This window comes from Gordonia amarae NBRC 15530, assembly GCF_000241345.1.
GTDB classification, from domain to species: domain Bacteria; phylum Actinomycetota; class Actinomycetes; order Mycobacteriales; family Mycobacteriaceae; genus Gordonia; species Gordonia amarae.
This window is the reverse complement of record NZ_BAED01000071.1, coordinates 45003-69481: the sequence shown is the minus strand read 5'-3', so window position 1 is coordinate 69481 and position 24479 is coordinate 45003. Positions and strand designations below refer to the sequence as shown.

General features: G+C 67.8%; 20 protein-coding genes. 11 read left to right on the top strand and 9 right to left on the bottom strand.

What is annotated here, in order from left to right:
• Positions 1-65: 65 nt before the first annotated feature.
• Positions 66-854, bottom strand: coding sequence for a hypothetical protein (locus GOAMR_RS21255; RefSeq protein WP_040516013.1), 789 nt, complete (start codon positions 852-854; stop codon positions 66-68).
• A 189-nt stretch (positions 855-1043) separates the two neighbouring features.
• Here GOAMR_RS21255 and GOAMR_RS21250 point away from each other — a divergent pair, with 189 nt between their 5' ends.
• Entirely contained in the window at positions 1044-2009 is a 966-nt protein-coding gene (locus GOAMR_RS21250) for a PAC2 family protein (protein ID WP_005192887.1), read from the top strand.
• Positions 2006-4111, top strand: a complete 2106-nt coding sequence (locus tag GOAMR_RS21245; protein ID WP_170319203.1) for a DEAD/DEAH box helicase — start codon at positions 2006-2008, stop codon at positions 4109-4111. Before GOAMR_RS21250 ends, GOAMR_RS21245 begins: the two co-directional genes overlap by 4 nt.
• A 19-nt stretch (positions 4112-4130) precedes the next feature.
• Here GOAMR_RS21245 and GOAMR_RS21240 read toward each other — a convergent pair whose 3' ends face one another.
• The gene (locus GOAMR_RS21240) at positions 4131-5087 is read right to left on the bottom strand and encodes a hydrogen peroxide-inducible genes activator (protein ID WP_005192883.1); all 957 of its coding nucleotides are present in this window, start codon (positions 5085-5087) and stop codon (positions 4131-4133) included.
• Between the two features lie 151 nt (positions 5088-5238).
• Between GOAMR_RS21240 and GOAMR_RS21235 the strand changes: the two genes are divergently transcribed.
• Both GOAMR_RS21235 and ahpD read left to right on the top strand, forming a co-directional pair.
• A complete protein-coding gene (locus GOAMR_RS21235) occupies positions 5239-5826 on the top strand; it encodes a peroxiredoxin (protein ID WP_005192880.1) in 588 nt (195 codons plus the stop codon).
• 56 nt (positions 5827-5882) lie between these two features.
• Positions 5883-6410, top strand: coding sequence for an alkylhydroperoxidase, AhpD family (gene ahpD, locus GOAMR_RS21230; RefSeq protein ID WP_005192878.1), 528 nt, complete (start codon positions 5883-5885; stop codon positions 6408-6410).
• 87 nt (positions 6411-6497) lie between these two features.
• Here ahpD and GOAMR_RS21225 read toward each other — a convergent pair whose 3' ends face one another.
• Together GOAMR_RS21225 and GOAMR_RS24910 are read right to left on the bottom strand one after the other, a co-directional pair.
• Positions 6498-7247, bottom strand: a complete 750-nt coding sequence (locus GOAMR_RS21225) for a hypothetical protein (protein WP_005192876.1) — start codon at positions 7245-7247, stop codon at positions 6498-6500.
• Positions 7229-7909 carry a hypothetical protein gene (locus GOAMR_RS24910; protein ID WP_005192874.1) on the bottom strand — a complete coding sequence of 227 codons (681 nt, stop codon included), beginning with the start codon at positions 7907-7909 and terminating at the stop codon, positions 7229-7231. The genes GOAMR_RS21225 and GOAMR_RS24910 overlap by 19 nt, the downstream gene beginning before the upstream one ends.
• Positions 7910-8242: 333 nt before the next feature.
• On the opposite strand from GOAMR_RS24910, the gene GOAMR_RS21215 reads away from it, so the two are divergent.
• Positions 8243-8998 (top strand): dienelactone hydrolase family protein, encoded by a 756-nt coding sequence (locus GOAMR_RS21215; protein ID WP_005192871.1) that lies wholly within the window; start codon positions 8243-8245, stop codon positions 8996-8998.
• Between the two features lie 61 nt (positions 8999-9059).
• On the opposite strand, the gene GOAMR_RS21210 is transcribed toward GOAMR_RS21215, so the two are convergent.
• Positions 9060-10289 (bottom strand): aminotransferase family protein, encoded by a 1230-nt coding sequence (locus GOAMR_RS21210; protein WP_005192868.1) that lies wholly within the window; start codon positions 10287-10289, stop codon positions 9060-9062.
• 64 nt (positions 10290-10353) lie between these two features.
• Here GOAMR_RS21210 and hrpA point away from each other — a divergent pair, with 64 nt between their 5' ends.
• The gene (gene hrpA / locus GOAMR_RS21205; RefSeq protein WP_040516035.1) at positions 10354-14352 is read left to right on the top strand and encodes an ATP-dependent RNA helicase HrpA; all 3999 of its coding nucleotides are present in this window, start codon (positions 10354-10356) and stop codon (positions 14350-14352) included.
• Positions 14353-14377: 25 nt separating this feature from the next.
• On the opposite strand, the gene nrdR is transcribed toward hrpA, so the two are convergent.
• Positions 14378-14863 (bottom strand): transcriptional regulator NrdR, encoded by a 486-nt coding sequence (gene nrdR, locus GOAMR_RS21200; RefSeq protein ID WP_005192862.1) that lies wholly within the window; start codon positions 14861-14863, stop codon positions 14378-14380.
• A 209-nt stretch (positions 14864-15072) separates the two neighbouring features.
• Positions 15073-15549: a LysM peptidoglycan-binding domain-containing protein gene (locus GOAMR_RS24380; RefSeq protein ID WP_005192859.1), complete on the bottom strand. Its 477-nt coding sequence runs from the start codon at positions 15547-15549 to the stop codon at positions 15073-15075.
• A 257-nt stretch (positions 15550-15806) separates the two neighbouring features.
• Between GOAMR_RS24380 and lexA the strand changes: the two genes are divergently transcribed.
• On the top strand, positions 15807-16490 hold the full coding sequence (gene lexA, locus GOAMR_RS21190; protein ID WP_005192857.1) for a transcriptional repressor LexA: 684 nt from the start codon (positions 15807-15809) through the stop codon (positions 16488-16490).
• Positions 16491-16562: 72 nt separating this feature from the next.
• Here lexA and ptsP read toward each other — a convergent pair whose 3' ends face one another.
• Positions 16563-18224 carry a phosphoenolpyruvate--protein phosphotransferase gene (ptsP, locus tag GOAMR_RS21185; RefSeq protein ID WP_005192854.1) on the bottom strand — a complete coding sequence of 554 codons (1662 nt, stop codon included), beginning with the start codon at positions 18222-18224 and terminating at the stop codon, positions 16563-16565.
• 415 nt (positions 18225-18639) lie between these two features.
• Here ptsP and GOAMR_RS21180 point away from each other — a divergent pair, with 415 nt between their 5' ends.
• The 4 genes from GOAMR_RS21180 to GOAMR_RS21165 all read left to right on the top strand — a co-directional run bounded on the left by GOAMR_RS21180 (position 18640) and on the right by GOAMR_RS21165 (position 22838).
• Complete coding sequence (locus GOAMR_RS21180; RefSeq protein WP_005192849.1) at positions 18640-19410, top strand: DeoR/GlpR family DNA-binding transcription regulator; 771 nt, start codon at positions 18640-18642, stop codon at positions 19408-19410.
• Positions 19407-20384, top strand: a complete 978-nt coding sequence (locus GOAMR_RS21175; RefSeq protein ID WP_005192847.1) for a 1-phosphofructokinase family hexose kinase — start codon at positions 19407-19409, stop codon at positions 20382-20384. The genes GOAMR_RS21180 and GOAMR_RS21175 overlap by 4 nt, the downstream gene beginning before the upstream one ends.
• A 56-nt stretch (positions 20385-20440) precedes the next feature.
• A complete protein-coding gene (locus GOAMR_RS21170) occupies positions 20441-22510 on the top strand; it encodes a PTS fructose transporter subunit IIABC (protein WP_005192844.1) in 2070 nt (689 codons plus the stop codon).
• A gap of 67 nt (positions 22511-22577) precedes the next feature.
• A complete protein-coding gene (locus GOAMR_RS21165; protein ID WP_005192841.1) occupies positions 22578-22838 on the top strand; it encodes an HPr family phosphocarrier protein in 261 nt (86 codons plus the stop codon).
• A 78-nt stretch (positions 22839-22916) separates the two neighbouring features.
• Here GOAMR_RS21165 and hflX read toward each other — a convergent pair whose 3' ends face one another.
• Positions 22917-24413: a GTPase HflX gene (hflX, locus tag GOAMR_RS21160; RefSeq protein WP_005192837.1), complete on the bottom strand. Its 1497-nt coding sequence runs from the start codon at positions 24411-24413 to the stop codon at positions 22917-22919.
• Positions 24414-24479 lie beyond the last annotated feature (66 nt).

Sequence of the window (24479 nt, the reverse complement as noted above, 5' to 3'; positions counted from 1 at the left end):
TTCGTGCGTCATGACCACCTCGGCGGCCATCCCCAATTCGGCCAGCGTCGACGCCGGCGCACAGATCAGCCGCGCGAGGGCCAGGCCTTCTCGACGGCCCGGCGGAACAGGGTGTCGAGGTCGGCGCTGATCTGCTGGGGGTTCGCGCCGGTGCCCTGCCTGCGGTGTTCGGCGTACACCCGGACCCCGTCATGTTGCGCGACCAGTGTGGTGATCGCGTACGACAGCGATCCCCGCTGTCCTCCGGTGGTGACGGTCCGCGCGTATGACCGCGTCCCGATCGCACCGCCCACGGTGCGGGCCGGCAGCTTCTGGAGCACGACCCGCGAACTCGCCCCGGCGGTGCTGGTGGTGAACCGGCCGCACTTGGCGAAAAACATGTCGAAGGTGTCCAGCCCGGCGGGCGCATACGTGATGAGGACCGTCAACGTGCCGGTTGTTCCGGCGGCCGGCGTGCCCGAGCTCCCCACGGAGCCGGTGTCGGGCAGGATCCCCGGGGACGTGTCCGGGGCCGCCACCGAATCGGGTCCCACATTCGCCGCCGCACCCTCGGACACCACTTCGGGCGCCCGGCAGCGCTCCGGCTCGACGGTCCCGGCCGGACCGGCGACATCGGCGATCACTGACATCACACCCGGTCCGGGCACCGTTGACGCTCCGTGCGGGAACGCCGTCGCGGCGACCAGCCGCGGTGTCAGCGACGGCCGGGCGGGTGCGGACTGCGCCTCGCCGTCAACCGAGCATCCGGGCACCAGCAACGCGCACAGGGCGCCGATCGCGATCGGCACGCGTGTGCGCCACGGCGCGCCGGGTGCCGGTCTGCGGTGCGATGTCGATGCGATGAGCGAACCCACACCCCTACTGTGCCAGCGCGGGACGGCCGGTCCCGGGACGACACTCCCCGGCCGGGTAACAATCCGGGAATCTCCGGCACCCCGGCCTGTGTTGAACAGGCATAGTGGCACCACCGGTGAACGCTGTCGGTGCCATGGGTGACAATTGAACCCATTGCCGGTCACCCAGACGATGTGAGGAGGGACGCGATGGACGGGCAGTCCCCGGAATCGAGCTCGCTGTACTCGATGGAGTTCCCCACTCCCGCGGTACCCGACGACGAGGGCAAAGGCACGGTGCTGCTCCACGCACTGGAGGGTTTCGCCGATGCCGGACACGCCGTCGGACTCGCCGCCCAGCACATCCGTGACAGTCTCGACTCAGAGCTTGTCGCCACGTTCGACGCCGACGAACTGATCGATTACCGGTCCCGGCGCCCGACCATCGAATTCTCCGGTGACAGCTTCACCGGCGTCACGATGCCGTCGCTGTCGATGCATGCTGTGACCGACACCTCCGGGCGCGGGTTCCTGCTGCTCAGCGGGTCGGAACCGGACCTGAAGTGGGAGCGGTTCGTCGAGGCCGTCGCCCGCCTGGCCGAGCGCTTCGGCGTCACCGACGTGGTGGGCCTGAACGCGATCCCGATGGCCGTACCGCACACCCGGCCGTCCACCATCACCGCGCACGGCAGCGACGTCGCGGCACTGGGCGATCTGCCCCGGTGGGGGTCGTCGATGAAACTGCCCGCGAGCGCGTCGATGCTGCTCGAGTTGCGGCTGGCGGAGAAGTCCTACCGGGCCTCGGGATTGTCGGTGCATGTGCCGCACTATCTGGCGCAGTCGAACTATCCGGCGGCGTCGGCACGGTTGCTGCAGGCGGTCACCACCGTCACCGACCTCGAGCTTCCGGTGTCCGCGCTGGAGAACGCGGCCTCGCAGATGCGTGAGCAGATCGACAACGAGGTGTCGGGCAACAGCGAGATCGAATCGGTGGTGCACGCGCTGGAGGAGCAGTACGACTCTTACACCAAGGTGCAGGAGTCGCGGGCTTCGTTGCTCGCGGCCGAGGACGAACTGCCCAGCGGCGATGAGCTGGGCGCCGAGTTCGAGAAGTTCCTGGCCGAGCAGGCGGGCAACGGCCCCGACGGCAACGGTGGTCCGCAATCAGCGAGCTGACACCGGCGCCGGCCGACGTACTCACCCCGGCCGACGATCTCGATGACGCCTTCGACGGCTTCACCACCTGGTGGGCTCAGCGCGGCATCGACCTGTATCCGCATCAGGAAGAGGCGCTGCTGGAGCTGGCCGCCGGGAGCAACGTGATCCTGGCGACCCCCACCGGGTCCGGTAAGTCGCTGGTCGCCGCCGGGGCGATCCATTTCGCCCGCACCCGCGGTCAGCGCGCCTACTACACCGCCCCGATCAAGGCGCTGGTCAGCGAGAAGTTCTTCGACCTGTGCGCCTTGTTCGGCGCCGACGACGTCGGGCTGCTCACCGGCGACGCGTCCGTGAACCCGGATGCGCCGATCGTGTGCGCGACCGCCGAGATCGTCGCCAATCTGGCCCTGCGCGACGGCGCGGCCAGCGACATCGGCGTGCTGATCGCCGACGAGTTCCACTTCTACGGCGAGGCCGACCGCGGCTGGGCGTGGCAGGTACCGCTCATCGAACTGCCCCACACCCAGTTCCTGCTGATGTCGGCCACCCTCGGCGAGTTGTCGTTCTTCATCGATGACCTGACCCGCCGCACGGGACGGCAGACGGCAGCGGTCACCGATGCGGTGCGTCCGGTACCGCTGGAGTTCACCTACGCGGTCACCCCGGTCCACGAGACCATCGAGGATCTGATCTCCCGCGGCCGGGCCCCGGTCTACGTCGTGCATTTCACCCAGGCGCAGGCCGTCGAACGCGCGCAGGCACTGCTGTCGGCCAAGATCTGCGACAAGGCGGAGAAGGCGGCCATCGCCGAGGCCATCGGCGACTTCCGGTTCCACACCGGATTCGGTGCCACGCTGTCCAAGCTGCTGCGGGCGGGGATCGGCGTCCACCATGCCGGCATGTTGCCCCGGTACCGGCGTCTGGTCGAGCGTCTGGCCCAGCAGGGACTGCTCAAGGTGGTCGCCGGCACCGACACCCTCGGTGTGGGTATCAATGTGCCCATCCGCACGGTGCTGCTGGCGGCGCTCAGCAAGTACGACGGCACGCGGGTGCGCAGGCTCAAGGCCCGCGAGTTCCATCAGATCGCGGGCCGTGCGGGCCGCGCCGGGTACGACACGGTCGGCTATGTGGTGGCGCAGGCGCCCGACCACGACATCGAGAACATCCGCGCGGTGGCCAAGGCGGGTGACGATCCGAAGAAGTTGCGCAAGGTGGTGCGCAAGAAGCCGCCGGAAGGTTTCGTGTCGTGGGGTGAGAAGACCTTCCTCTCGCTTGTCGACGCCCCGGACGAACCACTGCGCTCCCATTTCCGCATGACCACCGCCATGCTGATGGAGGTGCTCAGCCGTCCCGGCGACTGTTTCGCCGCGCTGCGGCACCTGCTGGAGGACAACCACGAAACCCGGCCCCGCCAGCGCAAGCACATCCTGCACACCATCGCGCTGTATCGCGGCCTGCGCGACGCCGGCATCGTCGTCCAACTCGATGAACCCGACGCCGACGGTAAGAACGTCGCCCTCAGCGTCGATGTCCCGGAGAACTTCGCCCTCACCAACCCCCTGTCGGCGTTCGCGCTCGCCGCGTTCGAGTTGCTCGATCCCGAGTCGTCCACCTACACACTGGATGTGGTGTCGATCCTGGAGTCCACACTCGACGATCCGCGGCCGCTGCTACTGGCCCAGCGCAAGGCGGCCCGCGATGTGGCGATCGCCGAGATGAAGGCCGACGGCATCGAGTACGAGGAGCGGATGGCGCGCCTGGAGGAGGTCTCCTGGCCCACACCGCTGGCCGAGGAGATCGAGTACGCCTACGGTGTGTACCGGCAGGGCCACCCCTGGATCGCCTCCTACCGGCCCTCCCCCAAGTCGGTGCTGCGGGAGATGCGCGAGCGCGCGATGACGTTCACCGAACTCATCTCCGCGTACGGGCTGGCGCGCAGCGAAGGAGTGGTACTGCGGTACCTGTCGGACTGCTACCGGGTGCTGCGGACCGGCCTGCCGAATTCGGTGATGACCGACGAGATCGTCGCGCTCACCGAAGAAGTGGGCGCGATGGTGCGCGACGTCGACTCCAGCCTGGTCGACGAGTGGGAGGCCCTCACCTCCCAGGCCGACGCTTGATCCACATCCCGAAAGCCGATCAGATCGTCCCGGATGCGCTTTCGTCGTCGTGGCGGGCCGCTCCGTCAGCCACCACCAGGTCGGCGATGATCGCGGCCAGCCTGCGGTAGGCGGCGTCGCGGCCGGCCGACGACCGGCACACCAGCCCGACGCGCCGGCCCGGGCGCGGCCTGGTGAACTCGACGGTGACCAGTTTCCCCGACGCGGTTTCGGATGCGACGGATGTCCGTGGGATGAGCGTCACACCGAGACCGCCGGTGACACAGTGCACCGCGGTCGCGAGTGAAGCCGCCCGGGTGCGTCCCTCCTGGGCGTCGACACCGGCGAGCCGACACACCTCCAGCGCCTGATCGCGTAGGCAGTGTCCCTCGTCGAGCAGGAGCAGCGGCAGGTCGGCGAGGATGCGCGGACTGACCCGGCTGCGGCCGCTCATCGGATGATCGGCGGGCAGCGCGAGGACGAAATCCTCGGCGTACATGGGGATTTCGGTCAGTCCGGGTTCGTCCTCGGGGAGTGCCAGCAAGGCTACGTCGAGCGTTCCTTCGCGCAGTGCGGCCACCAGCCGCGCGGTTTGATCCTCGACGATCTGCGGCCGTAGGTCCGGCAGTTCGGCCGCGAGGCCGGTGAGCACTGTCGGCAGGATGTAGGGCGCGACGGTGGGTATCACCCCGAGGCGCACCACACCGGTGAGCGGGTCATGGTTGCGGTCGGCGGCGGCGACGAACTCGTCGATCGCGTCGAGTGCCGCGATGGCCTTGGGAAGTAGCGCCTCCCCCTCGGGTGTGACCATCATGCGGCGGGTGGTCCGCTCGATCAGACGACAGCCGAGGCCCGTTTCCAGGGAGGCGAGGGCCTGTGACAACGTGGGTTGCGTCACACCCAACTCGGCTGCGGCGGTACCGAAATGACGATGATGGGCCAGTGCCACGAACGTACGCAGGCCATTAACGGAAGGCTGATAAGTCTTATCGGACATACCTATCAGTCTACTCCGACTCATCGACTTTATCTTTCACCCGGACTGCGGCAGAATATCTTTCGTACGTGTGAAACACCAATTCGGCCGGATGTCACCGACGAGAGTGACACCGCGACGGCCGTACCAATTCGAGTAGGAGTGAAAGACTATGGCTCTGCTGACCATCGGCGATCAGTTCCCCGCTTACAATCTCACCGCAGTGATCGGTGGTGACCTGAGCAAGGTGGACGCACAGCAGCCCGATGACTACTTCACCCAGATCACATCGGACGACTTCGAGGGCAAGTGGCGGATCATCTTCTTCTGGCCCAAGGACTTCACCTTCGTGTGCCCCACCGAGATCGCCGCTTTCGGCAAGCTGAACGAGGAGTTCGCCGACCGCGACGCGCAGGTGCTCGGCGCCTCCGTCGACAACGAGTTCGTGCACTTCCAGTGGCGCGCACAGCACGAGGACCTCAAGACCCTCCCCTTCCCGATGCTCAGCGACCTCAAGCGTGAGCTGGCCGAGGCCACCGGTGTGCTCAACGCCGACGGTGTCGCCGACCGCGCCACCTTCATCGTCGACCCCAACAACGAGATCCAGTTCGTCTCGGTGACCGCCGGCTCGGTGGGCCGCAACGTCGATGAGGTGCTGCGGGTGCTCGACGCCCTGCAGTCCGACGAACTGTGCGCCTGCAACTGGAAGAAGGGTGATCCCACCATCAACGCCGGCGAACTCCTCACGGCCAGCGTCTGATCCACCGATCACCCATCGCGCCCATCCATTGTGACTGAAAGGCAAAGCCGCCGAACATGAGCATCGACAATCTGAAGGCAGCCCTCCCCGAGTACGCCAAGGATCTCAAGCTGAATCTCGGGTCCCTGGCGCGGTCGACCGAACTGAACGAGCAGCAGCTGTGGGGCACGTTCCTCGCCGCCGCGGCCGCCACCCGCTCGGCCACCGTCCTTCGTGAGATCTCCGAAGAAGCCGGCGATACCCTGTCGGAGGAGGCGTTCAACGCCGCACTCGGCGCCGCCTCGATCATGGGTATGAACAACGTCGCCTACCGGGCCAAGGGCTTCCTCGGCGACGACTACGCCCAGGTCCGGATGGGGCTGCGGATGAACATCATCGGCAACCCGGGCGTCGACAAGGTCGACTTCGAGCTGTGGAGCCTGGCCGTGTCCACCATCAACGGCTGCGAACACTGCGCCGCCGCACACGATGACGTGGTCCGCAAGGGCGGCCTCACCAAGGAGCAGGTGTGGGAGGCCGTCAAGGTCGCCGCCACCGTCCAGGGCGTCGCCCAGGCCATCACCGCCGCCGAAGCGCTCGCCTGAGTTTCACCTCTCACCGCAGCCCGGTACCGCACACGCGGCACCCGGGCTGCGATGTTTCACCCGGCGGCGGAGGCCAAAGTCTCCGGCCTACACAAAGCCCAATGCTTGCCTCAACAGCACCAACGTATCCAGCCCGTGCTCACGATCTGAGTGATCGAGATTGACCCACGACAGGTGGGCAGGATCGTCCAGCTCACCGATGATCGCCCGAAGTCGTTTCCGATCGTTCTTGCTCATCGAGGCATAGTCCAGGGCGGAGGCATCTGTACACGCCAACAAGACCGCAGAATCATCCAGATGTCGTTCACGGTCCCGACGGTCGACGAGCCAAGCTGCGCCCTTCGCGACGAGCGCGCCAAGTTCGTCCGGAACTCCGACCCGAGCCGCCCGGCCGGAAGAGAACTGAAGATCGCAGACGTCGCGCCGTCTAATCGCCTGCTCGCCCGCCGGCGCCCCGAACGCAGGTCTCCGATCCATCCTCGGTTGCATGCGCGAGGGCAAATGGTCTGCGACCATCAGATCGAGCTTGCGTCCGTCGACGTGTAGAAAGCGGTATGCGTGCTTCTCACTATCACTGAGTTCGAACCCCAGTCGCATCAGCCCTGTCCTCGCCCTGGACAAACTCCCCCGATCAGCGAGGTAGTCCACCAGGACGTCGACGTCCTCAGTCGGACGCCGCATCACGACACCCGCTCTGCGCGCGTGAGCTGCGACCATCAGACCGCCGACGAGGGTCCAATCTTGCGAGACGCCCGATTCTGCAACCTCGACGACGGTGCGCCACGCCGGAATGCGGTCATCGTCCGCCATAAGGATGGTCAGTTCTCGGCCAGCCATGCCTGTCTCATTCGCTCCAGAGCTCGCAGCCCGGCGCTCCGTTCGCGGGTATCGGTACTGTGTGCCAGGTCGGCGGCGACAACTGCCGGCGGCATGACATCGTCGACGTAGTCGACAGGGAGAGTGTTGTCGTAGATCACATCGTTCCCGGTGAGCTTGGGAATCATGAAGTGGCTCTTGGCATACTCGTCGACAGTACCGCTTCGCACGTACCCACATACCCAGCGATGATCCTCGATCAGCTCCGAATCGACTACGTCGGCGGCAGCACGACCGGTGCGTATGAGTCCGGACATCGCACGTTCAGGATTGGCGGCAGTGAATCGGTGCGCAGTCGAACGGCTCGCAACGGCAGTTGCTATCGCCTCAACATCAGACTCGCGCAAACGCCTGCGAACTCGTGCGCGGGTACTGCCGCTGAGCCAGTAAGCTTTGCGTCCCGATAGTTCCCACAACAAGGCCCACCCAGTCGAAGCATCGAGCGTCCGACCCGAACCCCGCCTACCGGCTATCTCATATCGCGCGACGGAATCGCTGTCAGCAAGCCACACACCGTTAACAAGTTGGCGACCGGAGATTTCTCCGTTGTAGAGGAGGTCGAGGGCATAGCGTTTCGTTACTCCGAGACGCTCGGCGACCTGTCTGGCGGTCAGTTCAGGCATGTCAGAAAACTTCCTACTCGGGAACTATTCTGACATACGTTGCGCATACGAACCAGCTTCTAGGACTCTTACGGATCGCGGCAACCGTATCCACCATCTCCACCATCAACGGCTGCGAACACTGCGCCGCCGCACACGATGACGTGGTCCGCAAGGGCGGCCTCACCAAGGTGAACCCGCCGCTACGCGGCACCCGGGCTGCGATGTTTCCGTGGCCCGTCACGACGCTGTCGCCTCCCAGAATCGCCCGGCCCGGATGACTGTGCAGCGCATTGCTTACGGGCGTAGGTTCACGAATACGAATCCGGAAGCGACTCAACGGCAAGGACGACAATGACGGTCAGCGAAACCATCACGATCAGCGCCGGCGACGGCCCTACCGAGGCATACGTCGCCAGGCCGGCAGGCGGCGGCACCTATCCCGGCGTGTTGTTCATCGTCGATGTGTTCGGGCTGCGCGTGCAGACCAGGACGATGGCCGACCGCATCGCGGAGTGGGGCTATATCGTCCTGGTGCCGCATCTGTTCTATCGCGGCGGGTCGGCCGCCGAGCTGGCACCGGACGCCGAGTTGCGCGGTCCGGGCGCACGCGAGGCGGCCTTCGCCAAGGTCCGGCCACAGATGGCTGCGCTCACCCCGGATCTGGCGCGCAAGGACCTCGGCCACTACGTCGACGCGCTGCGGTCACTTCCCGGTGTCGATGCGGGCCCGATCGGGGTCACCGGATACTGCATGGGCGGCCGGCTCGCCCTCCTCGCCGGTGCGGCGCGACCCGACGATGTAGGTGCGATCGGCATGTTCCACACGGGCGGACTGGTCACCGACGACGACATCAGCCCGCACCGCAACCTCACCGGCATCACCGCGTCGGTCCTGGCGATCCACGCCGACAATGACCACGGAATGCCGCCCGAGGCGATCGCCGCCTTCGACGAAGCACTCACCGACGCAGGCATCCCCCACGACACCTCCGTCTATCCGGACGCCCCGCACGGCTACACCATGGCCGACACCGACGCCTACCACCACGACGCCGCCGAACGGCACTTCACCGCCCTACGAGAGCTGTTCGACACCACGCTCGGCTGACCCCAAAGCACCGATCGCGCTGAGTTCGACGTCAATCTCCGGGAGATCCTCGGTGTCCATATCAGAACGTGAGGGCGGCCCTGAGGCGGTCGGCGAGTTCCTTGGTCTCCTCCGTGGTCATCACGAACGCCGGGGAGATCTGCAGGGCGCCCTGGCCGCAGACGCGGCCGGTGACACCCTGTGCACGCATGCGGCCATTCATCGCCGGGCCCTCGGCCGGGTCGGCGAGCTGGATCGCCGAGACCGCGCCCAGACCGGTGCGGACCTCCGAGACGGTGTCGAGGTCGGCCAGCGGTGAGAGCGCCGCGGCCAGATCGCTTTCGAGACGCAGCGACTCGTCGAGGAGGTGCTCGCGTTCGATGATGTCCAGGACGGCCATCGACGCCGCGGCGGCACCGGCGTGGCCGCCGTAGGTGTAGCCGTGGCGCCACCAGACACCGCCGGAGTAGAACGGTTCGGCAACGCGCGGGCTGATGAACACCGCACCCATCGGCACGTAACCACAGGTCAGCCCCTTGGCGGTGGTCATGATGTCCGGTTCGAGGCTGAATCGCGACGACGCGAACCAGGAGCCGCCGATACGACCGAAACCGGTGATCACCTCGTCGGCGACGAACAGCACGTCGTGGTCGCGGCAGATCTGGCGCACCTCGTCGAGGTAGCCCTCGGGCGGCAGGTAGATGCCGCCGGCACCGATGATCGGTTCGCAGAAGAAGGCCGCGATGCGGTCGGCACCGAGCCGTTCGATCAGTCCGAGGAGACTTTTCGCATTGTCCCAGTCGACCGTCTCGGTGTCGGGCATGAGTTCGCCGTAACCCTCACGGTTGAGCGGGATTCCGGCCAGCGAGGTGCCGGCAACATGCATGCCGTGGTAGCCCTTGGTGCGGCCGACGATGATCTTCTTCTCCGGCTGGCCCAGCTCGTGCCAGTACCGGCGGGCCAGTTTGGCGGCGGTGTCGATCGAGTCGCTGCCGCCGGAGGTGAAGAACACCTTGCTGCCGGGCACGGGTGCGATGTCGCCGAGCCTGTCGGCGAGTTCGAGGGTGACGTCGGCGGCGATGTCCCCGAACCCCGAGAAGTGCGCCACCTTGGACAATTGGTCGGCGACGGCCTGTGCGACCTCGGTGCGGCCGTGTCCGACGTTGGCGAACCACAGACCCGCCGTCGCATCGAGGTACTCGTTGCCGTCGGTGTCCCAGATGCGGGTGCCCTCCGCGCGCGCCACCACGAACCGTCCGTTCGCGACGACGGAACCCATGTCGGCCATGCCATGCCAGAACGAATCATCCATGCAGCAATCATGCCCGGTGAGCGATGACGGTGTGATCTGGGTCCCCCACTATCCTGAACACATCATGTCGGCAGCCTCTGATTCCTCCTCCGGTCCCACGCCGGCAGCCTCTTCCGCGACATCGGACGGCGAGGTGTCTGTGGGCGCTCTCCGGCAGCTCTTGCCGGAACTGACGGTCGCCGATGGATTCCGCTTCCGCAGGCGCCTCGACAAACTCGGACGCAACCCGAAACCGCAGGTCCTGAAGTCGATCGAGCGCGAGATCGCCGCCGCCGGCACCCGGGTCGATGCCCGGCGCGCCCGCACGCCACGGATCGATTATCCGGCCGAGCTGCCGGTCAGCGCCGCGCGTGAGGAGATCGCGGCCGCGATCGAGGCGCATCAGGTCGTGGTGATCGCGGGCGAGACCGGGTCCGGTAAGACCACGCAGCTGCCCAAGATCTGTCTGGAAGCCGGGCGCGGGATCCGCGGCACCATCGGGCACACCCAGCCCCGGCGCATCGCCGCCAGTTCCGTGGCCAAACGCATCGCCGACGAGACCGGCACCGAGATCGGTGACGCCGTCGGCTATTCGGTGCGCTTCACCGACCGGTCCGGGGCCAACACGCTGGTCAAAGTGATGACCGACGGCATCCTGCTGCGGGAGATCTCCACCGACCCGATGCTGCGCGCCTACGACACTCTCATCATCGACGAGGCCCACGAACGCAGCCTCAACATCGACTTCATCCTCGGCTACCTCAAACAACTGCTGCCCCGGCGTCCGGACCTGAAGGTGATCATCACCTCCGCGACGATCGAACCCGGCCGGTTCGCACAGCATTTCGCCGTCCCAGACAACCCCGACGTCCCCATCATCGAGGTATCGGGACGCACCTATCCGGTCGAGGTCCGGTACCGCCCGCTCACCTCTCGCGACGCGCCCGACTCCGAACACGATCACGCCGACCTCGATCAGCTCCAGGGCGTCGACGCCGCGATCACCGAGCTGTGGGCACACGAGCGCGGCGACATCCTGGTGTTCCTGCCCACCGAGCGCGATATCCGCGACACCGCCGACGCACTGAAGCGCCGGGCGGCTGCCGGAGCCGAGATCGTGCCACTGTTCGCGCGGCTGTCGATCGCCGACCAGCAGAAGGTGTTCTCCCCCTCCGACGGACGGCGGATCGTGCTGGCCACCAACGTCGCCGAGACCTCGCTCACCGTACCCGGCATCCGGTATGTCATCGACGTCGGCACCGCGCGCATCTCCCGGTATTCGACACGCACCAAGGTCAACCGGCTGCCCGTCGAACCGGTCTCGCAGGCCAGCGCCCGCCAGCGTGCCGGCCGCTGCGGGCGCGTCGCACCCGGCATCTGCATCCGGCTCTACAGCGAGGACGACTTCGACAGCCGCGATGCGTTCACCGATCCCGAGATCCTGCGGACCAACCTGGCGTCGGTGATCCTGCAGATGGCCTCGCTGCGGCTCGGTGACATCGCCGAGTTCCCGTTCGTGCAGGCCCCCGACGCGCGCGCCATCCGCGACGGTCTGGGCACGCTGCTGGAGCTGGCCGCGATCACCGAGACGTCGACAGGCACAGCAGACGAGCCCGACACACGTTCCCTGCGCTCCCGCGGCCCACAGCTCACCGAGGTGGGCCGTACGATGGCGCGGTTGCCCGTCGACCCCCGCCTGGCGCGGATGCTGGTGGAGGCGCACACTCTCGGCTGCCTCGACCACGTGCTCGTGATCGCCTCGGCACTGTCGATACCGGACGTGCGCGAACGCCCCGCCGACGCCCGCGAGGCCGCGGACACCGCGCACCGCCGCTTCGTCGGCGACAAGTCGGAGTTCCTCGGCCACCTCATGCTGTGGAACTACCTGGAAGACAAGCGGAAAGAACTGTCGGGCAACCAGTTCCGCCGCATGTGCGAACGCGAGTTCCTGCACTTCCTGCGTATCCGCGAATGGCGGGATCTGCACGCGCAGCTGACCCGGATCGTGCGCGATCTCGACTGGCAGATCCCCGACGTCGAGGTCGACCCCGACGCGGTGCACCGGTCGGTGCTGTCGGGGCTGCTGAGCAACATTGCCGTCCGCAACGGTGACACCCGCGAATACTCCGGCGCCCGCGGCACCACGCTCGCGATCTTCCCCGGATCCGCGCTGGCCAAGAAGCCTCCGGCGTTCATCATGGCGGCCGAGATCCTCGAAACCTCACGGCTGTTCGCGCATACCGTTGCCGCCGTCGACCCGCTCTGGGCTGAGCGTCTGGCCGGGGATCTGGTCAAGCGCGTCTACAGCGAACCGCACTGGTCGCAGCGGCGCGGCGCGGCGATGGCATACGAGAAGGTCACCCTGTACGGGGTGACGCTCGTGGCCCGCCGCCGCGTCAACTACGGCACCATCGACCCGGTCGTGTCTCGGGAACTGTTCATCAGGCACGCCCTCGTCGACGGTGAATGGACCACCGAGCACGCGTTCTTCCAGAAGAACCGTGACCTGCTCGACGCGGTCGACGACATCGAGCAGCGCATCCGCCGCCGCGACATCTCGATCACCGAGGATCAACTGTTCGACTTCTACGACGCCCGGGTCGGCGCCGACTGCGTATCCACGCGGCATTTCGACACCTGGTGGAAGAAGACCCGACGCACCCGGCCCGACCTGCTCGACCTCGACCCGGCCCAGTTCGCCACCGTGGTTCCCAACGCGGACAAGGACTTTCCGCCCGCGTGGCGACAGGGCGAGGCGACCTTGGAACTGCGGTACCGGTTCGATCCGACCGCGGGCGACGACGGTGTCACCGTGGTCATCCCCGAACCACTGCTGACGCATGTGCGTCCGGCGGGCTTCGACTGGCTGGTGCCGGGACTGCGCGGTGAGGTGGCCACCGAGCTGATCAAGACGCTGCCAAAACACATCCGCAAGACGATGGCCCCGGCAGGCCGCTTCGCCGACCTGGCGCTCTCGCGGCTCAAGCCGCGATCGGAACCACTTGTGGCCGGGCTGGCGCGCGAACTGTCGGTGATCACCGGTTCGACGATCACCCCGGCCGACTTCCGGCCGGCGACGCTGCCCAAGCATCTGACCATGAACTTCAGCGTGGTCGACGGCTCCGGGCGCGAGATCGCGGCAGGCCGGTCGCTGCCGGAACTCCGCAAGACACTGACGACGACCGGTGCCGCCCGCGCACCGAAGGCGCCGACCTACACCGACTGGACGGCCGACGGGATCGGCACCCTCGCCGAGTCGACCACCACAACCGTTGCCGGACAGAAGGTCACGCATTTCCCGGCGTTGCTCACCGTGCCGGTCGGGCCCCGATTCGGGGTGCAGGTCACTGCCGCGGTGTCCGCCGCGGAACGAGACCGCCGCCATCCGGTGGCCGTCGCCGCGCTGTTCGACCACCGCATCCCGGCACTCACACCCAAGATCACGGCCGGGCTCGATCCGCGAGGCAGGTTGAGCCTGAGCCAGAGCCCGTACCGTGAGCGCGACCGGATGGTCGCCGACTGTACCTATCGGGCGATCCGCGACGCGGTCGCGGCCGATCCCGCGGCCGTCTCGGCGGTACGATCCCCCGACGCCTTCGAACGGCTGCTCACCACGCTGAGTCCGCAGGTGCGTTCGGCTGCGCCCGAATACTTTTCGGCGGCGATCGCGGCGCTCCGCGAGGTCGCCCCACTACGCGGCCTCATCGACCTGCACGCAGGCTCGGCGGCCGCCGACGATGTGGCCGAACAACTCGACAACCTCATCTTCGACGGATTCATCGCCGCCACGCCCCTGTCCGCCCTACGGCATCTACCCCGTTATCTGCAGGCCGCGCAACAGCGTCTCGAGGCACTTCCGGCCGGCGCGGACCGGGACACACAGGGTTTGCGCTCGATCGACCGGGTCATCGAACACTGGAATGCCCGGCTCGCGAAGGTACCGGCCACGCGGCGGGACGCGGTCAACGACGCGGCGCAGTGGCTGGTCGAAGAACTGCGGGTCGGGCTGTTCGCCCAGCGTTTGGGCACCGCCTACCCGGTGTCGGAAAAACGGATCATCAAGGCGATCGACGCACTGCGCTGACAAGGCGCGGCGGCGGCCGGCGGGGTCAGGCCCGTTCGGATCCCGCCTCCGCCGGTGCCGTCGCACCCGAGACGCCACGCAGGTCGTCGATCTCGCGCTGAAAGTCCTCGACGGAGTCGAACGAGCGGTACACCGAGGCGAACCGCAGGTACGCCACCTCGTCAAGGTCGCGCAGCGGGCCGAGGATCGCCAGACCGACCTCGTTGCTGGGGATCTCGGCCGAGCCCGAGGCCCGGATGGCCTCCTCGACCTTCTGCGCGAGCAGGGCGAGGGAATCCTCGTCGACGTGCCGGCCCTGGCAGGCCCGGCGCACACCTCGCATCACTTTCTCGCGACTGAACGGCTCGGTGACGCCGTTGCGTTTGACCACCGACAGCACGGCACTTTCGACGGTGGAGAATCGGCGGCCGCACTCCTGGCAGGCCCGCCTGCGCCGGATCGCCTGCCCTTCGTCGGCGACACGTGAGTCGATGACCTTGGTGTCTTCGTTGCGGCAAAACGGGCAGCGCATGTTGTCCTCATGACCGTCGCGGGGCGCGCCGGCGCACCGCGGAACGGTCACACCGTGTCGGTTTCCGACTGGACCCTGTGGCATGAGAATACCGCCGTTCAGCGAGGCGCTCGATGTACCCCTGACGGTGGGCGCCCTGTCACAGCGCCTGTTTCCCGACCCGTCGCCGGGGTCGCGGCCCGTCGGCACCGGGTTCCTCGGTACCGCACTCATCGATATCGGGGCACGACGAGCGGCTGCCCGGGCACCAGGCCGGACGAGGTCAGGTCGTTGAGCTCCCGGATCTGTTCGACGACCGCTTCGACGGGATAGCCGGGCGCGACCCGGGCGGCGACCGAGGAGAGCGACTCGTTCGAACGGACGTGCACGAGCGCACTGCCGGTGGGGTCCGGAGCCACCGCGTCGGCGTAGTTGTTGCCGACGATGACCAGCAGCCATGTGACGACGGCCAGCAGCGCGCCGGCCAGTACTGCCGAGGCGACAGACCGGCGTCGGGCGATGGTCTCCCACGACGCGATCTCGCGTGGGTCGTGACCTCGTGCGGCACAACGTGTACCGGCCGGCACCGGGGTCCGCGGAGCCACCCGGCGCGCAGCCGTGCCGTGGTTGCCGGCCGGCCGGCGCGGGGCGATGCGGTCGTGCGTCGGTGCCGCACGGCGGGCGTGTTCTGCGAATGTCGTGGCCATCGCCACCACCTCCGAGGTTGTCGTTCCTGTTGCCCGATCCGGCCGGCTATCCGTCCGGATGTTCGATCAGTTGTTCGATGAACTGATGTTCGATTTCTACCACGGGGCTACGACAAAGTCGCACGGATCTCGAACAAACGTTTGGTACGCGGGTCGCAGTTCGACTACGCTGGCGTTCGAATATCTCGACGAATCACGCCAGAACACCCGATCCGGGCGACGTGACCGGCAGGTCTGACCGACAGGAGAGAACATCCATGAGTGAGAAGACCGGAGACGCGTCCGGCACATCCGATGTCGTTGTGGCAGAGGAATCGCTGACGCCCCGGCAGCGCGCGGTGCTCGAGGTCATCCGGACCTCTGTGCGTGAGCGGGGCTACCCGCCCAGCATCCGGGAGATCGGCGACGAGGTCGGTCTGGCCTCCACGTCGTCGGTGGCCCACCAGTTGCGCACACTCGAACGCAAGGGTCTGCTCAAGCGCGATCACAATCGTCCGCGCGCGGTCAATATCCAGGAGTCCGACCAGTCGCAGGCCAAGGTCGCCGCGATCGGTTCGAACCTGCCCGAACCCACCTTCGTCCCGGTACTCGGCCGGATCGCCGCCGGCGGCCCGATCCTCGCGGAAGAGGCTGTGGAGGATGTGTTCCCGCTGCCGCGTGAGCTGGTGGGCGAGGGATCGCTCTTCATGCTGAAGGTCGTCGGCGAGTCGATGATCGACGCCGCCATCTGCGACGGCGACTGGGTGGTGGTGCGCCAGCAGAACGTCGCCGACAACGGTGACATCGTCGCCGCGATGCTCGACGGCGAAGCCACCGTCAAGACATTCAAGCGCAAAGACGGACATGTCTGGCTGATGCCGCACAACGAGCACTTCCAGCCGATCCCCGGCGACGAGGCCGCGATCCTCGGCAAGGTCGTCACCGTCATGCGACGCATCTGACCCTCACAGCCACGAAACGCCCTCGGCCCCGGAGGTTTCTCCGGGGCCGAGGGCGTTGACGGGTGGCGGTGGCTACAGCAGGATCGCCGCCACCGCGGTGCGCGCCGCCTCCGGATCCTCGGCGGCCAGCGCGGCATCGGCGGCCTCCCGGCACTGGTCGCTGCTCGTCTGCGCGAGCCGGGCGCCCACCGCGGCAGCCGCGACCGGCGCACTCGACAGCGAGGTCACGCCGAGGCCAACCAGTACGCACGCCAGCAGAGGATCGGCCGCGGCCTCCCCGCACACGCCGACCGGTTTGCCGAGTTCCTTACCCGTCCGCGCCACGTTGGCCACCAGGTTCAGGACCGCCGGTTGCCAGGGATCGGTGAAGGCCGCCAGCTCGGCCGACATCCGGTCGGCCGCCATCGTGTACTGGGTCAGGTCGTTGGTGCCGATCGAGACGAAATCCACCTTGGACAGGATGGCGGGCGCCAGCACCGCCGCCGCGGGGATCTCGATCATCACTCCGGCCACGAGTCCGCGGCTGCGCACCTCGGCGGCGAATTCCTCCGCCTCGCCGGCGCCGGCGATCATCGGGGCCATCACCCACGGTGTGGCGCTTGCGTTCTCGGCGGCCCGGGCGATCGCATCGAGCTGATGGGTTCGGATGTCCGGATGCACCGATGCGATCCGGTTGCCGCGCACGCCCATCGCCGGGTTGGGTTCGTGCTCCTGCGAGACGAACTTGAGCGGCTTGTCCGATCCGGCGTCCAGGGTGCGGATCACCACCTTGCGGCCCTCGAAGGCGTCGATCACCTCGCGGTACAGCGCCGCCTGCTCGTCCACGGACGGTTCGTCGGCCCGGTCCAGGAACGCAAGCTCGGTGCGGAACAGCCCCACCCCCTCGACGGGGTGATCGGTGGCGGCACGCGCCGACGTCCCGTCGGCGACATTCGCCAGGATCGCCACCGTGTGGCCGTCGGCGGTCTGACCGGGCCCCGACCACGTGGCGGCCGCCTCCGCGGCCCGACGGCTCTCGTCCACCCGCGATCGTGACTGCTCCTCGTCGGGTTCGATCTCCACCACACCGGTGGTGCCGTCCACCAGGATGGCTGTGCCCGCGCCCACCTCGGCGAGGTCCGCGACCGCCACCACGCAGGGAATGCCGAGTTGCCGCGCGATGATCGCGGTGTGGCTGGTCGGCCCACCGAGCCGGGTGACCAGCGCGATCACCAGCGCGGGATCGAGTCCGGCGGTGTCGGCGGGCGCCAGATCGTCGGCCACCAGGATGGACGGCGTATCCGGGACCGGCACACCGGGTTCGGGTACGCCCAGCAGTTCGGCCACCACCCGGTCGCGCACGTCGTGGAGGTCGGTGACCCGTTCGGCCATCAGGCCGCCGAGCTTGGTGAACAGGGCGGCGAACTCGTCGGTGGCCGCGATCGCGGCGGCCGGGGCCTGCGCACCCTTGGCGATCAGCTTCTTGGCCGCGCCCACCCAGCCGCGGTCCTCGGCCAGGCCCGCGGTCGCGGACAGGACCTCGGCCGCGACGCCGGTGGACGCCGACGCCCGGTCACGCAACCGGCCGGCCACCGCGGCCGCGGCATCGGCGAACCGCTTCGCCTCGGCGTCGCGCTCACTCTCTGGGATCTCGGCGCTGTCAGGGGTGAACGCGGGCCGCTCACCGGGCCACAGTGCCGGACCGTAGGCGATGCCGCCGACGACCGGTGTTCCTTTGAGAGCTGTTGGGGGCATGGGTCCACCATCCTTGTGACGTGGCGGTTCCTCACCCGGCACCGCGGCTTCGAGGAACCTTGAGACGAGTCAGCGTGTGACTCAGCTTACAGTCGACGCTCCCCAGGCTCGCAGTAGAAACAACTTTTGTCAACATACTCGGACATAACCGCAACGAAAGCGGAGCCGGATCAGGCCTCGCTCAGTGCCGGAGGCGCATCGACAGAATAGGCGACTTCCGACCTATTCTGTGATCTATACTACAAATATCGCTTGACTCTCTCCGGATACCGGCGTAAACACAGTGATACCAACAACATAGTCCACGCAATCGCATGTGAAACCACATGAAGCAGTTTCGGGATCAGTTAGCCCGGATGTGTGGTGTTATGTGGTTCTAGAGCAGATCACACCGGAGTGAACGATCGGAGTTCTCGTGTATGCGGAGGAACGCCAGCAGGCGATCGCCGACGAGGTCCGCAGAGTGGGCCGCGCATCGGTCGCGGACCTGGCCGGCCGGTTCTCCGTGACCAGCGAGACCGTTCGCCGCGATCTGGCCACGCTCGAGCGCGCCGGCCATCTGCAGCGGGTCCACGGCGGGGCCGTCCGGCCCGGTCTGATCCGCGTTGTCGCCGAACAGGGCCTCGATGTCCGCGAGACCACGCACGTCGACAGAAAACTCGCGATCGGCATGGCCGCCATGAAGTTTCTGCCGCCCAACGGCGGCTCGGTCCTCTTCGACGCGGGCACCACCACCTTCCAGGCCGCGATGGCCCTGCCCCATGGCCACGGCCTGACGCTGATCACCAACAGCATCCCGATCGCTGGTGCCCTGACCAACCACTCCGACGGCTTCGTGCACGCGATCGGTGGTCGCGTCCGCGGTCTCACACAGGCCACCGTCGGAGCGGACACGGTCGCGGCGATCCATCGACTGCGGGTGTCGACGGTGTTCATCGGCACCAACGGCATCACCGCACGGCACGGCCTGTCCACCCCGTATCCCGAGGAGGCGGCCGTCAAACGGGCCATGGTGGCGTCCGCCGATCAGGTTGTGGTCCTTGCCGATTCATCGAAGATGGGGCGCGAGGACCTCGTCCGCTTCGCCTCCCTGGACGAGGTCGACGTCCTGATCACCGACTCGACGGTCAGTTCCACCGACGCCACCGAACTCGCCGACCACGGAATCGAGGTTGTTCTCGCATGACCGCCCCAACCAGCTACGACATCGTGACCCTCACCGCCAACCCCAGTCTCGACCGCACCCTGGAACTGTCCGGCGTGCTGCAGCGCGGCGAGGTCCAGCGCGCCGTCGCGGCCCGCACCGAACCCGGCGGCAAGGGCGTCAACGTCTCGCGGGTCGCCGCGGAGGCGGGCGTGTCGACGCTGGCGCTGCTTCCGGGCCGGGCCGGTGACCCGCTGCTCACCGCGCTCAACGGTGTCGGGCTGCCCTACCGCGCCATGCCCATCGACGGCGAGATCCGGTCCAACCTCACCATCGCCGAACCTGACGGCACCACCACCAAGATCAACGCGCCGGGTGTCACACTCGACGCGGATCAGGCGCGAGCGCTCACCGAGCTCGTGATCGAACACGCCGCGTCGGCGTCATGGGTGACCCTGTGCGGTTCGCTGCCCCCAGGTCTGCCCGACGACTGGTACCGGACGCTGCTCGACGCGCTCGCCGACCTCCCGTGCCGCGTCGCCGTCGACACCTCCGGGGCGCCGCTGGTAGCCGCAGCCGCCGGCCGGTCGGACCTGATCAAACCCAACGACGAAGAGCTCGCCGAGGTCACGGGAGCAGATCCCGCCGTACTGAAAGCGGCTGCCGCCGCGGGTGATCTGGCGCCGATCGTCGCCGCGGCCGGCGAACTGGCCGCGCGCACGGGAGGTGCGGTGCTGGCCACCCTCGGTGCCGCCGGGGCCGTGCTCACCACCGCCGCCGGCAGTTGGTCGGCCACCCCGCCACCCACGGTCACCAAGAGCACCGTCGGTGCCGGTGACTCGTCACTGGCCGGCTACGTTCTGGCGGCGTTGCGCGGAGAGCCCGAACCCGAGCGGCTGCGTTCCGCTGTCGCCTACGGTGCGGCGGCAGCCGGCCTGGCCGGAACCCAGCCGCCCGCACCCGCTCAGCTCGATCTCGGGCGGGTCGGCCTCACCGAACTCGCCACCACCCGCTGACGTCTCTCCCCCGGCATATCTCCCCTGTTCCAGAGGAACCCGACAAAGGAAAGCCCATGGCACAACAGATCATCACCGTCGACACGGTGCGCCTCGACGTCGACGCCGGCGCCGATCCGCCCGCGGTGATCAACTATCTCGCCGGCGCCCTCGGCGAGGCGGGCCGCACAACGGACCCGTCCGACCTGATCGAGGGCGCCCTGGCCCGCGAGGCCAAGTCTGCCACCGGTCTGCCCGGCGGTATCGCCATCCCGCACGCGCGCGCCGAGTCCGTCACTGAGGCGAGTCTGGCGATGGCCCGGCTCGCCCCCAAGGTCGACTTCGGTGCGCCGGACGGCCCCGCCGACATCGTGTTCCTGATCGCCGCGCCGGCGGGCGGGGCGAGTGAGCACATGAAGCTGCTCAGTTCGCTGGCCAGGGCGCTGGTGCGGCCCGATTTCGTCGCCGATCTGCGGTCGGCCGAGACGCCGGAGCGCATCGTCGAACTCGTCGACGGGGCGATCAATCCGCCACCGAAGAAGCCCGCTGCTCCGGCCGCCGAGGCCGCACCCGCAGCCGCTGCGGCGGCCCCTGCCGCACCCGAGCCGGCCGTATCCGACAAGCCGTCGATCGTGGCGATCACCGCGTGTCCCACCGGCATCGCACACACCTATATGGCCGCCGACGCCCTCAAGTACGCGGCCGAACGCGCCGGGGTCGAGTTCCATGTGGAAACGCAGGGTTCCTCGGCCACAACACCTTTCGATCCGAAGGTGATCTCCGATGCGGGCGCGGTCATCTTCGCCACCGATGTCGGGGTCAAGGGTAAGGACCGGTTCGCGGGCAAGCCCGTGATCGCCTCCGGCGTCAAGCGCGCCATCAACGAGCCCGACAAGATGATCGCCGAGGCCGTTGCCGCGGCGAATGATCCGCACGCCGCGCGGGTCGCCGGCGGTGAGGGCGGCGGGGTCGGCGAGGCCGCGCCCACCGGCGGTGGTGTCGGCCTGGGTGGGCAGACCCGGCAGGCGCTGATGACCGGCGTGAGCTACATGATCCCGTTCGTCGCCGCGGGCGGCCTGCTGATGGCTCTGGGCTTCCTGCTCGCCGGATACGAGATCGGCAAATCCACGCTCGACCCGGGTGGTTCGCTGTCCGACGGCGCGTACATCGCGCTGCACAACACCATCACCAACCTGCCCGACGCCGGTCTCAAGACCTACCTGGGCGCGGTGAGTTTCGCGGTCGGCAGTGCCGCACTCAACCTCGCGGTGCCAGTGCTTGCCGCCTACATCTCGTTCGCCATCGCCGACCGGCCCGGCATCGCCCCCGGTTTCGTGGCCGGTCTGGTGTCGGTGGCCATCGGCGCCAACTTCCTCGGCGCCCTGCTCGGCGGTCTCATCGCCGGTGTGGCGTGCCTGTGGATCGCCCGGATCCCGTTGCCGCAGTGGGCCCGCGGCCTGCAACCGGTGGTCATCATCCCGCTGCTGGGCAGCGCCATAGTCGGTGGTCTGCTCTACATCGTGCTCGGCAGACCGCTGTCGTGGCTGATGGACCAGCTCAACGACGGCCTGAACTCGATGTCGGGAGGTTCGGCGGTCGTGCTGGGCATCGTGCTCGGCCTGATGATGTGCTTCGACCTCGGTGGGCCGCTCAACAAGTCGGCGTACCTGTTCGCCACCGCGGGTATCGCCTCGGCGTCGGCCGGCGAGGCGCAGTACCAGATCATGGCGGCGGTCATGTGTGCCGGCATGGTGCCGCCGCTGGCGATGGCGCTGTCGACGGTCCTGCGGCCGGGCCTGTACTCGAACCCGGAGAAGGAGAACGGCAAAGCGGCCTGGCTGCTCGGCGCGTCGTTCATCTCCGAGGGCGCCATCCCGTTCGCCGCGACCGATCCGCTGCGGGTCATCCCGTCGACGATGCTCGGCGGCGCGGTCACCGGCGCGCTGTGCATGGCGTTCGGCGTGGAACTGCGCGCACCCCACGGCGGTGTGTTCGTCTTCTTCGCGATGAACAACTGGGGACTGTTCCTGGTCGCGCTGGTCGCGGGAACGGTCGTGGCGGCGCTAGCCGTCACGGCGGCCAAGCAGTTCTGGAAGCCCACGGCCAAGTCCGACGATGCGGCGCAACCGCAGACGGTCGCGGCCTGATCCGCCTACGATCACAGGCAAACCGACCCCTACAACCGATCAAGAATCAACCAAGGAGATCGATCTCATGCCCAGCACAACCGTCACCGTCGGATCAGCAGTCGGCCTGCACGCCCGCCCCGCCACGATCATCGCCGAGGCCGCCGCCGAGTCCGGCCAGTCGGTCACCATCGGCCTCGAAGGCGAAGAGCCGGTGGACGCCGGTTCGGCCCTGCTCATCATGACCCTCGGCGCGGAGAAGGGCACCCCCGTGGTGGTGACCGCCGACGATCAGTCGACGCTGGATGCCATCGCCGCCCTGGTGGCCAAGGACCTCGACGCCGAATAGTCTTGCTGTTCAACGATGTCCGGCCCGCCACGCGCCGTGCGTGACGGGCCGGATGCCGTTCCGGAGGTCGTGGTGGGCCTAGGACACTCGCAGCTCGGCGAGTTCTCCGGCCATCGCGGCCGGTACCCGTACCCGCATGATGGTGCCCTGCTCATCATGGTCGGTGGACAGCACCTCACCGTCGCGGTGGATCCGGCTGACCACATCACCGCGGCTGAACGGCACCGCGATGGTCACCTCGACGTCGTTGCGGGCGACCTCGGCGCGGATCCGGTCGAACAGCTCGGGCAAACCCTCTCCGGTGTGCGCGGAGACGAACATCGCGCCGTCGAGGATGCCGCGCAGCTCGGTGCGCCGATTCTCATCGATGGCGTCGATCTTGTTGACCACCAGCAACTCCGGCGGCGGCGCGACGCCCTCCTCGGCGACGATCTCGTTGATCACCCGGCGCACGGCCGCGATCTGCTCGGTGGGGAACGGATCGGAACCGTCGACGACGTGCAGCAGCAGGTCTGCGTCGACGACCTCCTCCAGAGTCGAGCGGAACGCCTCGACGAGCTGAGTGGGCAGGTGCCGGACGAATCCGACGGTGTCGGTGAACACCACCTCGCGGCCGTCGGCGAGTGTGGCGCGGCGCGTGGTGGGATCGAGGGTCGCGAACAGGGCGTCCTGCACCAGCACACCCGACCCGGTCATCGCGTTCACCAGACTTGACTTGCCCGCATTGGTGTAGCCGGCCACCGTGATCTTGGGGATCGAACTACGTTGCCGAGCAGCACGTTTGGTGGTGCGTGCGGTTTTCATCTCACGAATCTCGCGGCGCAGCTTGGCCATCCGCTCGCGGATCCGCCTGCGGTCGGTCTCGATCTTGGTCTCACCGGGACCACGCAGGCCCACACCGCCGTTGCTGCCGGCCCGGCCACCGGCCTGCCGGGACATCGACTCACCCCAGCCGCGCAGCCTGGGCAGCATGTACTCCATCTGCGCCAGCGACACCTGCGCCTTGCCCTCGCGCGAGGTGGCGTGCTGGGCAAAGATGTCCAGGATCAGCGCGGTGCGGTCGATGACCTTCACCTTGACGACCTTCTCCAGCGCCGTCAGCTGAGCGGGAGTCAGTTCACCGTCGCAGATGACGGTGTCGGCGCCGGTGGACAGGACCACCTGACGTAGTTCGTCGGCCTTGCCGGAACCGATGTAGGTGGCCGCGTCGGGGGTCGAGCGGCGCTGGATGAGTCCGTCGAGCACCTGCGAACCGGCGGTCTCGGCCAGTGCGGCCAGCTCCACCATGCTGGCCTTGGCCTGGGCGGCGGTGCCCTCGGTCCACACGCCCACCAGCACGACGCGCTCGAGGCGCAGCTGCCGGTATTCGACCTCGGTGACGTCCTCGAGTTCGGTGGACAGACCGGCGACGCGCTGCAGTGAGGCGCGGTCGGACAGCTGCTGCTCGCCGGTGGTCGGCGGTGTCATGCGGAAGGCCGACACGGGTGCGTCGTCGATCGCCGGACCGAAGTCATCGGGATCGAAGTCGGGCTCATCGAGGTCCGGAGCGGAGGTCTGTGATGCGAATTCAGTCATTTGACCTCCATGATGACACGGTGCGGCGAACCCGGGCATCTGCTTTTCGGGCGGCCCGCCGCCGCC

Bases quoted from the DNA above. Each gene is read 5' to 3' on its own strand.
- GOAMR_RS21250 (WP_005192887.1), top strand. From the start codon at position 1,044: ATGGACGGGCAGTCCCCGGAATCGAGCTCGCTGTACTCGATGGAGTTC.
- GOAMR_RS21240 (WP_005192883.1), bottom strand. From the start codon at position 5,087: ATGTCCGATAAGACTTATCAGCCTTCCGTTAATGGCCTGCGTACGTTC.
- GOAMR_RS21235 (WP_005192880.1), top strand. From the start codon at position 5,239: ATGGCTCTGCTGACCATCGGCGATCAGTTCCCCGCTTACAATCTCACC.
- ahpD (WP_005192878.1), top strand. From the start codon at position 5,883: ATGAGCATCGACAATCTGAAGGCAGCCCTCCCCGAGTACGCCAAGGAT.
- GOAMR_RS21225 (WP_005192876.1), bottom strand. From the start codon at position 7,247: ATGGCTGGCCGAGAACTGACCATCCTTATGGCGGACGATGACCGCATT.
- GOAMR_RS24910 (WP_005192874.1), bottom strand. From the start codon at position 7,909: ATGCCTGAACTGACCGCCAGACAGGTCGCCGAGCGTCTCGGAGTAACG.
- GOAMR_RS21215 (WP_005192871.1), top strand. From the start codon at position 8,243: ATGACGGTCAGCGAAACCATCACGATCAGCGCCGGCGACGGCCCTACC.
- GOAMR_RS21210 (WP_005192868.1), bottom strand. From the start codon at position 10,289: ATGGATGATTCGTTCTGGCATGGCATGGCCGACATGGGTTCCGTCGTC.
- hrpA (WP_040516035.1), top strand. From the start codon at position 10,354: ATGTCGGCAGCCTCTGATTCCTCCTCCGGTCCCACGCCGGCAGCCTCT.
- nrdR (WP_005192862.1), bottom strand. From the start codon at position 14,863: ATGCGCTGCCCGTTTTGCCGCAACGAAGACACCAAGGTCATCGACTCA.
- GOAMR_RS24380 (WP_005192859.1), bottom strand. From the start codon at position 15,549: ATGGCCACGACATTCGCAGAACACGCCCGCCGTGCGGCACCGACGCAC.
- lexA (WP_005192857.1), top strand. From the start codon at position 15,807: ATGAGTGAGAAGACCGGAGACGCGTCCGGCACATCCGATGTCGTTGTG.
- ptsP (WP_005192854.1), bottom strand. From the start codon at position 18,224: ATGCCCCCAACAGCTCTCAAAGGAACACCGGTCGTCGGCGGCATCGCC.
- GOAMR_RS21175 (WP_005192847.1), top strand. From the start codon at position 19,407: ATGACCGCCCCAACCAGCTACGACATCGTGACCCTCACCGCCAACCCC.
- GOAMR_RS21170 (WP_005192844.1), top strand. From the start codon at position 20,441: ATGGCACAACAGATCATCACCGTCGACACGGTGCGCCTCGACGTCGAC.
- GOAMR_RS21165 (WP_005192841.1), top strand. From the start codon at position 22,578: ATGCCCAGCACAACCGTCACCGTCGGATCAGCAGTCGGCCTGCACGCC.
- hflX (WP_005192837.1), bottom strand. From the start codon at position 24,413: ATGACTGAATTCGCATCACAGACCTCCGCTCCGGACCTCGATGAGCCC.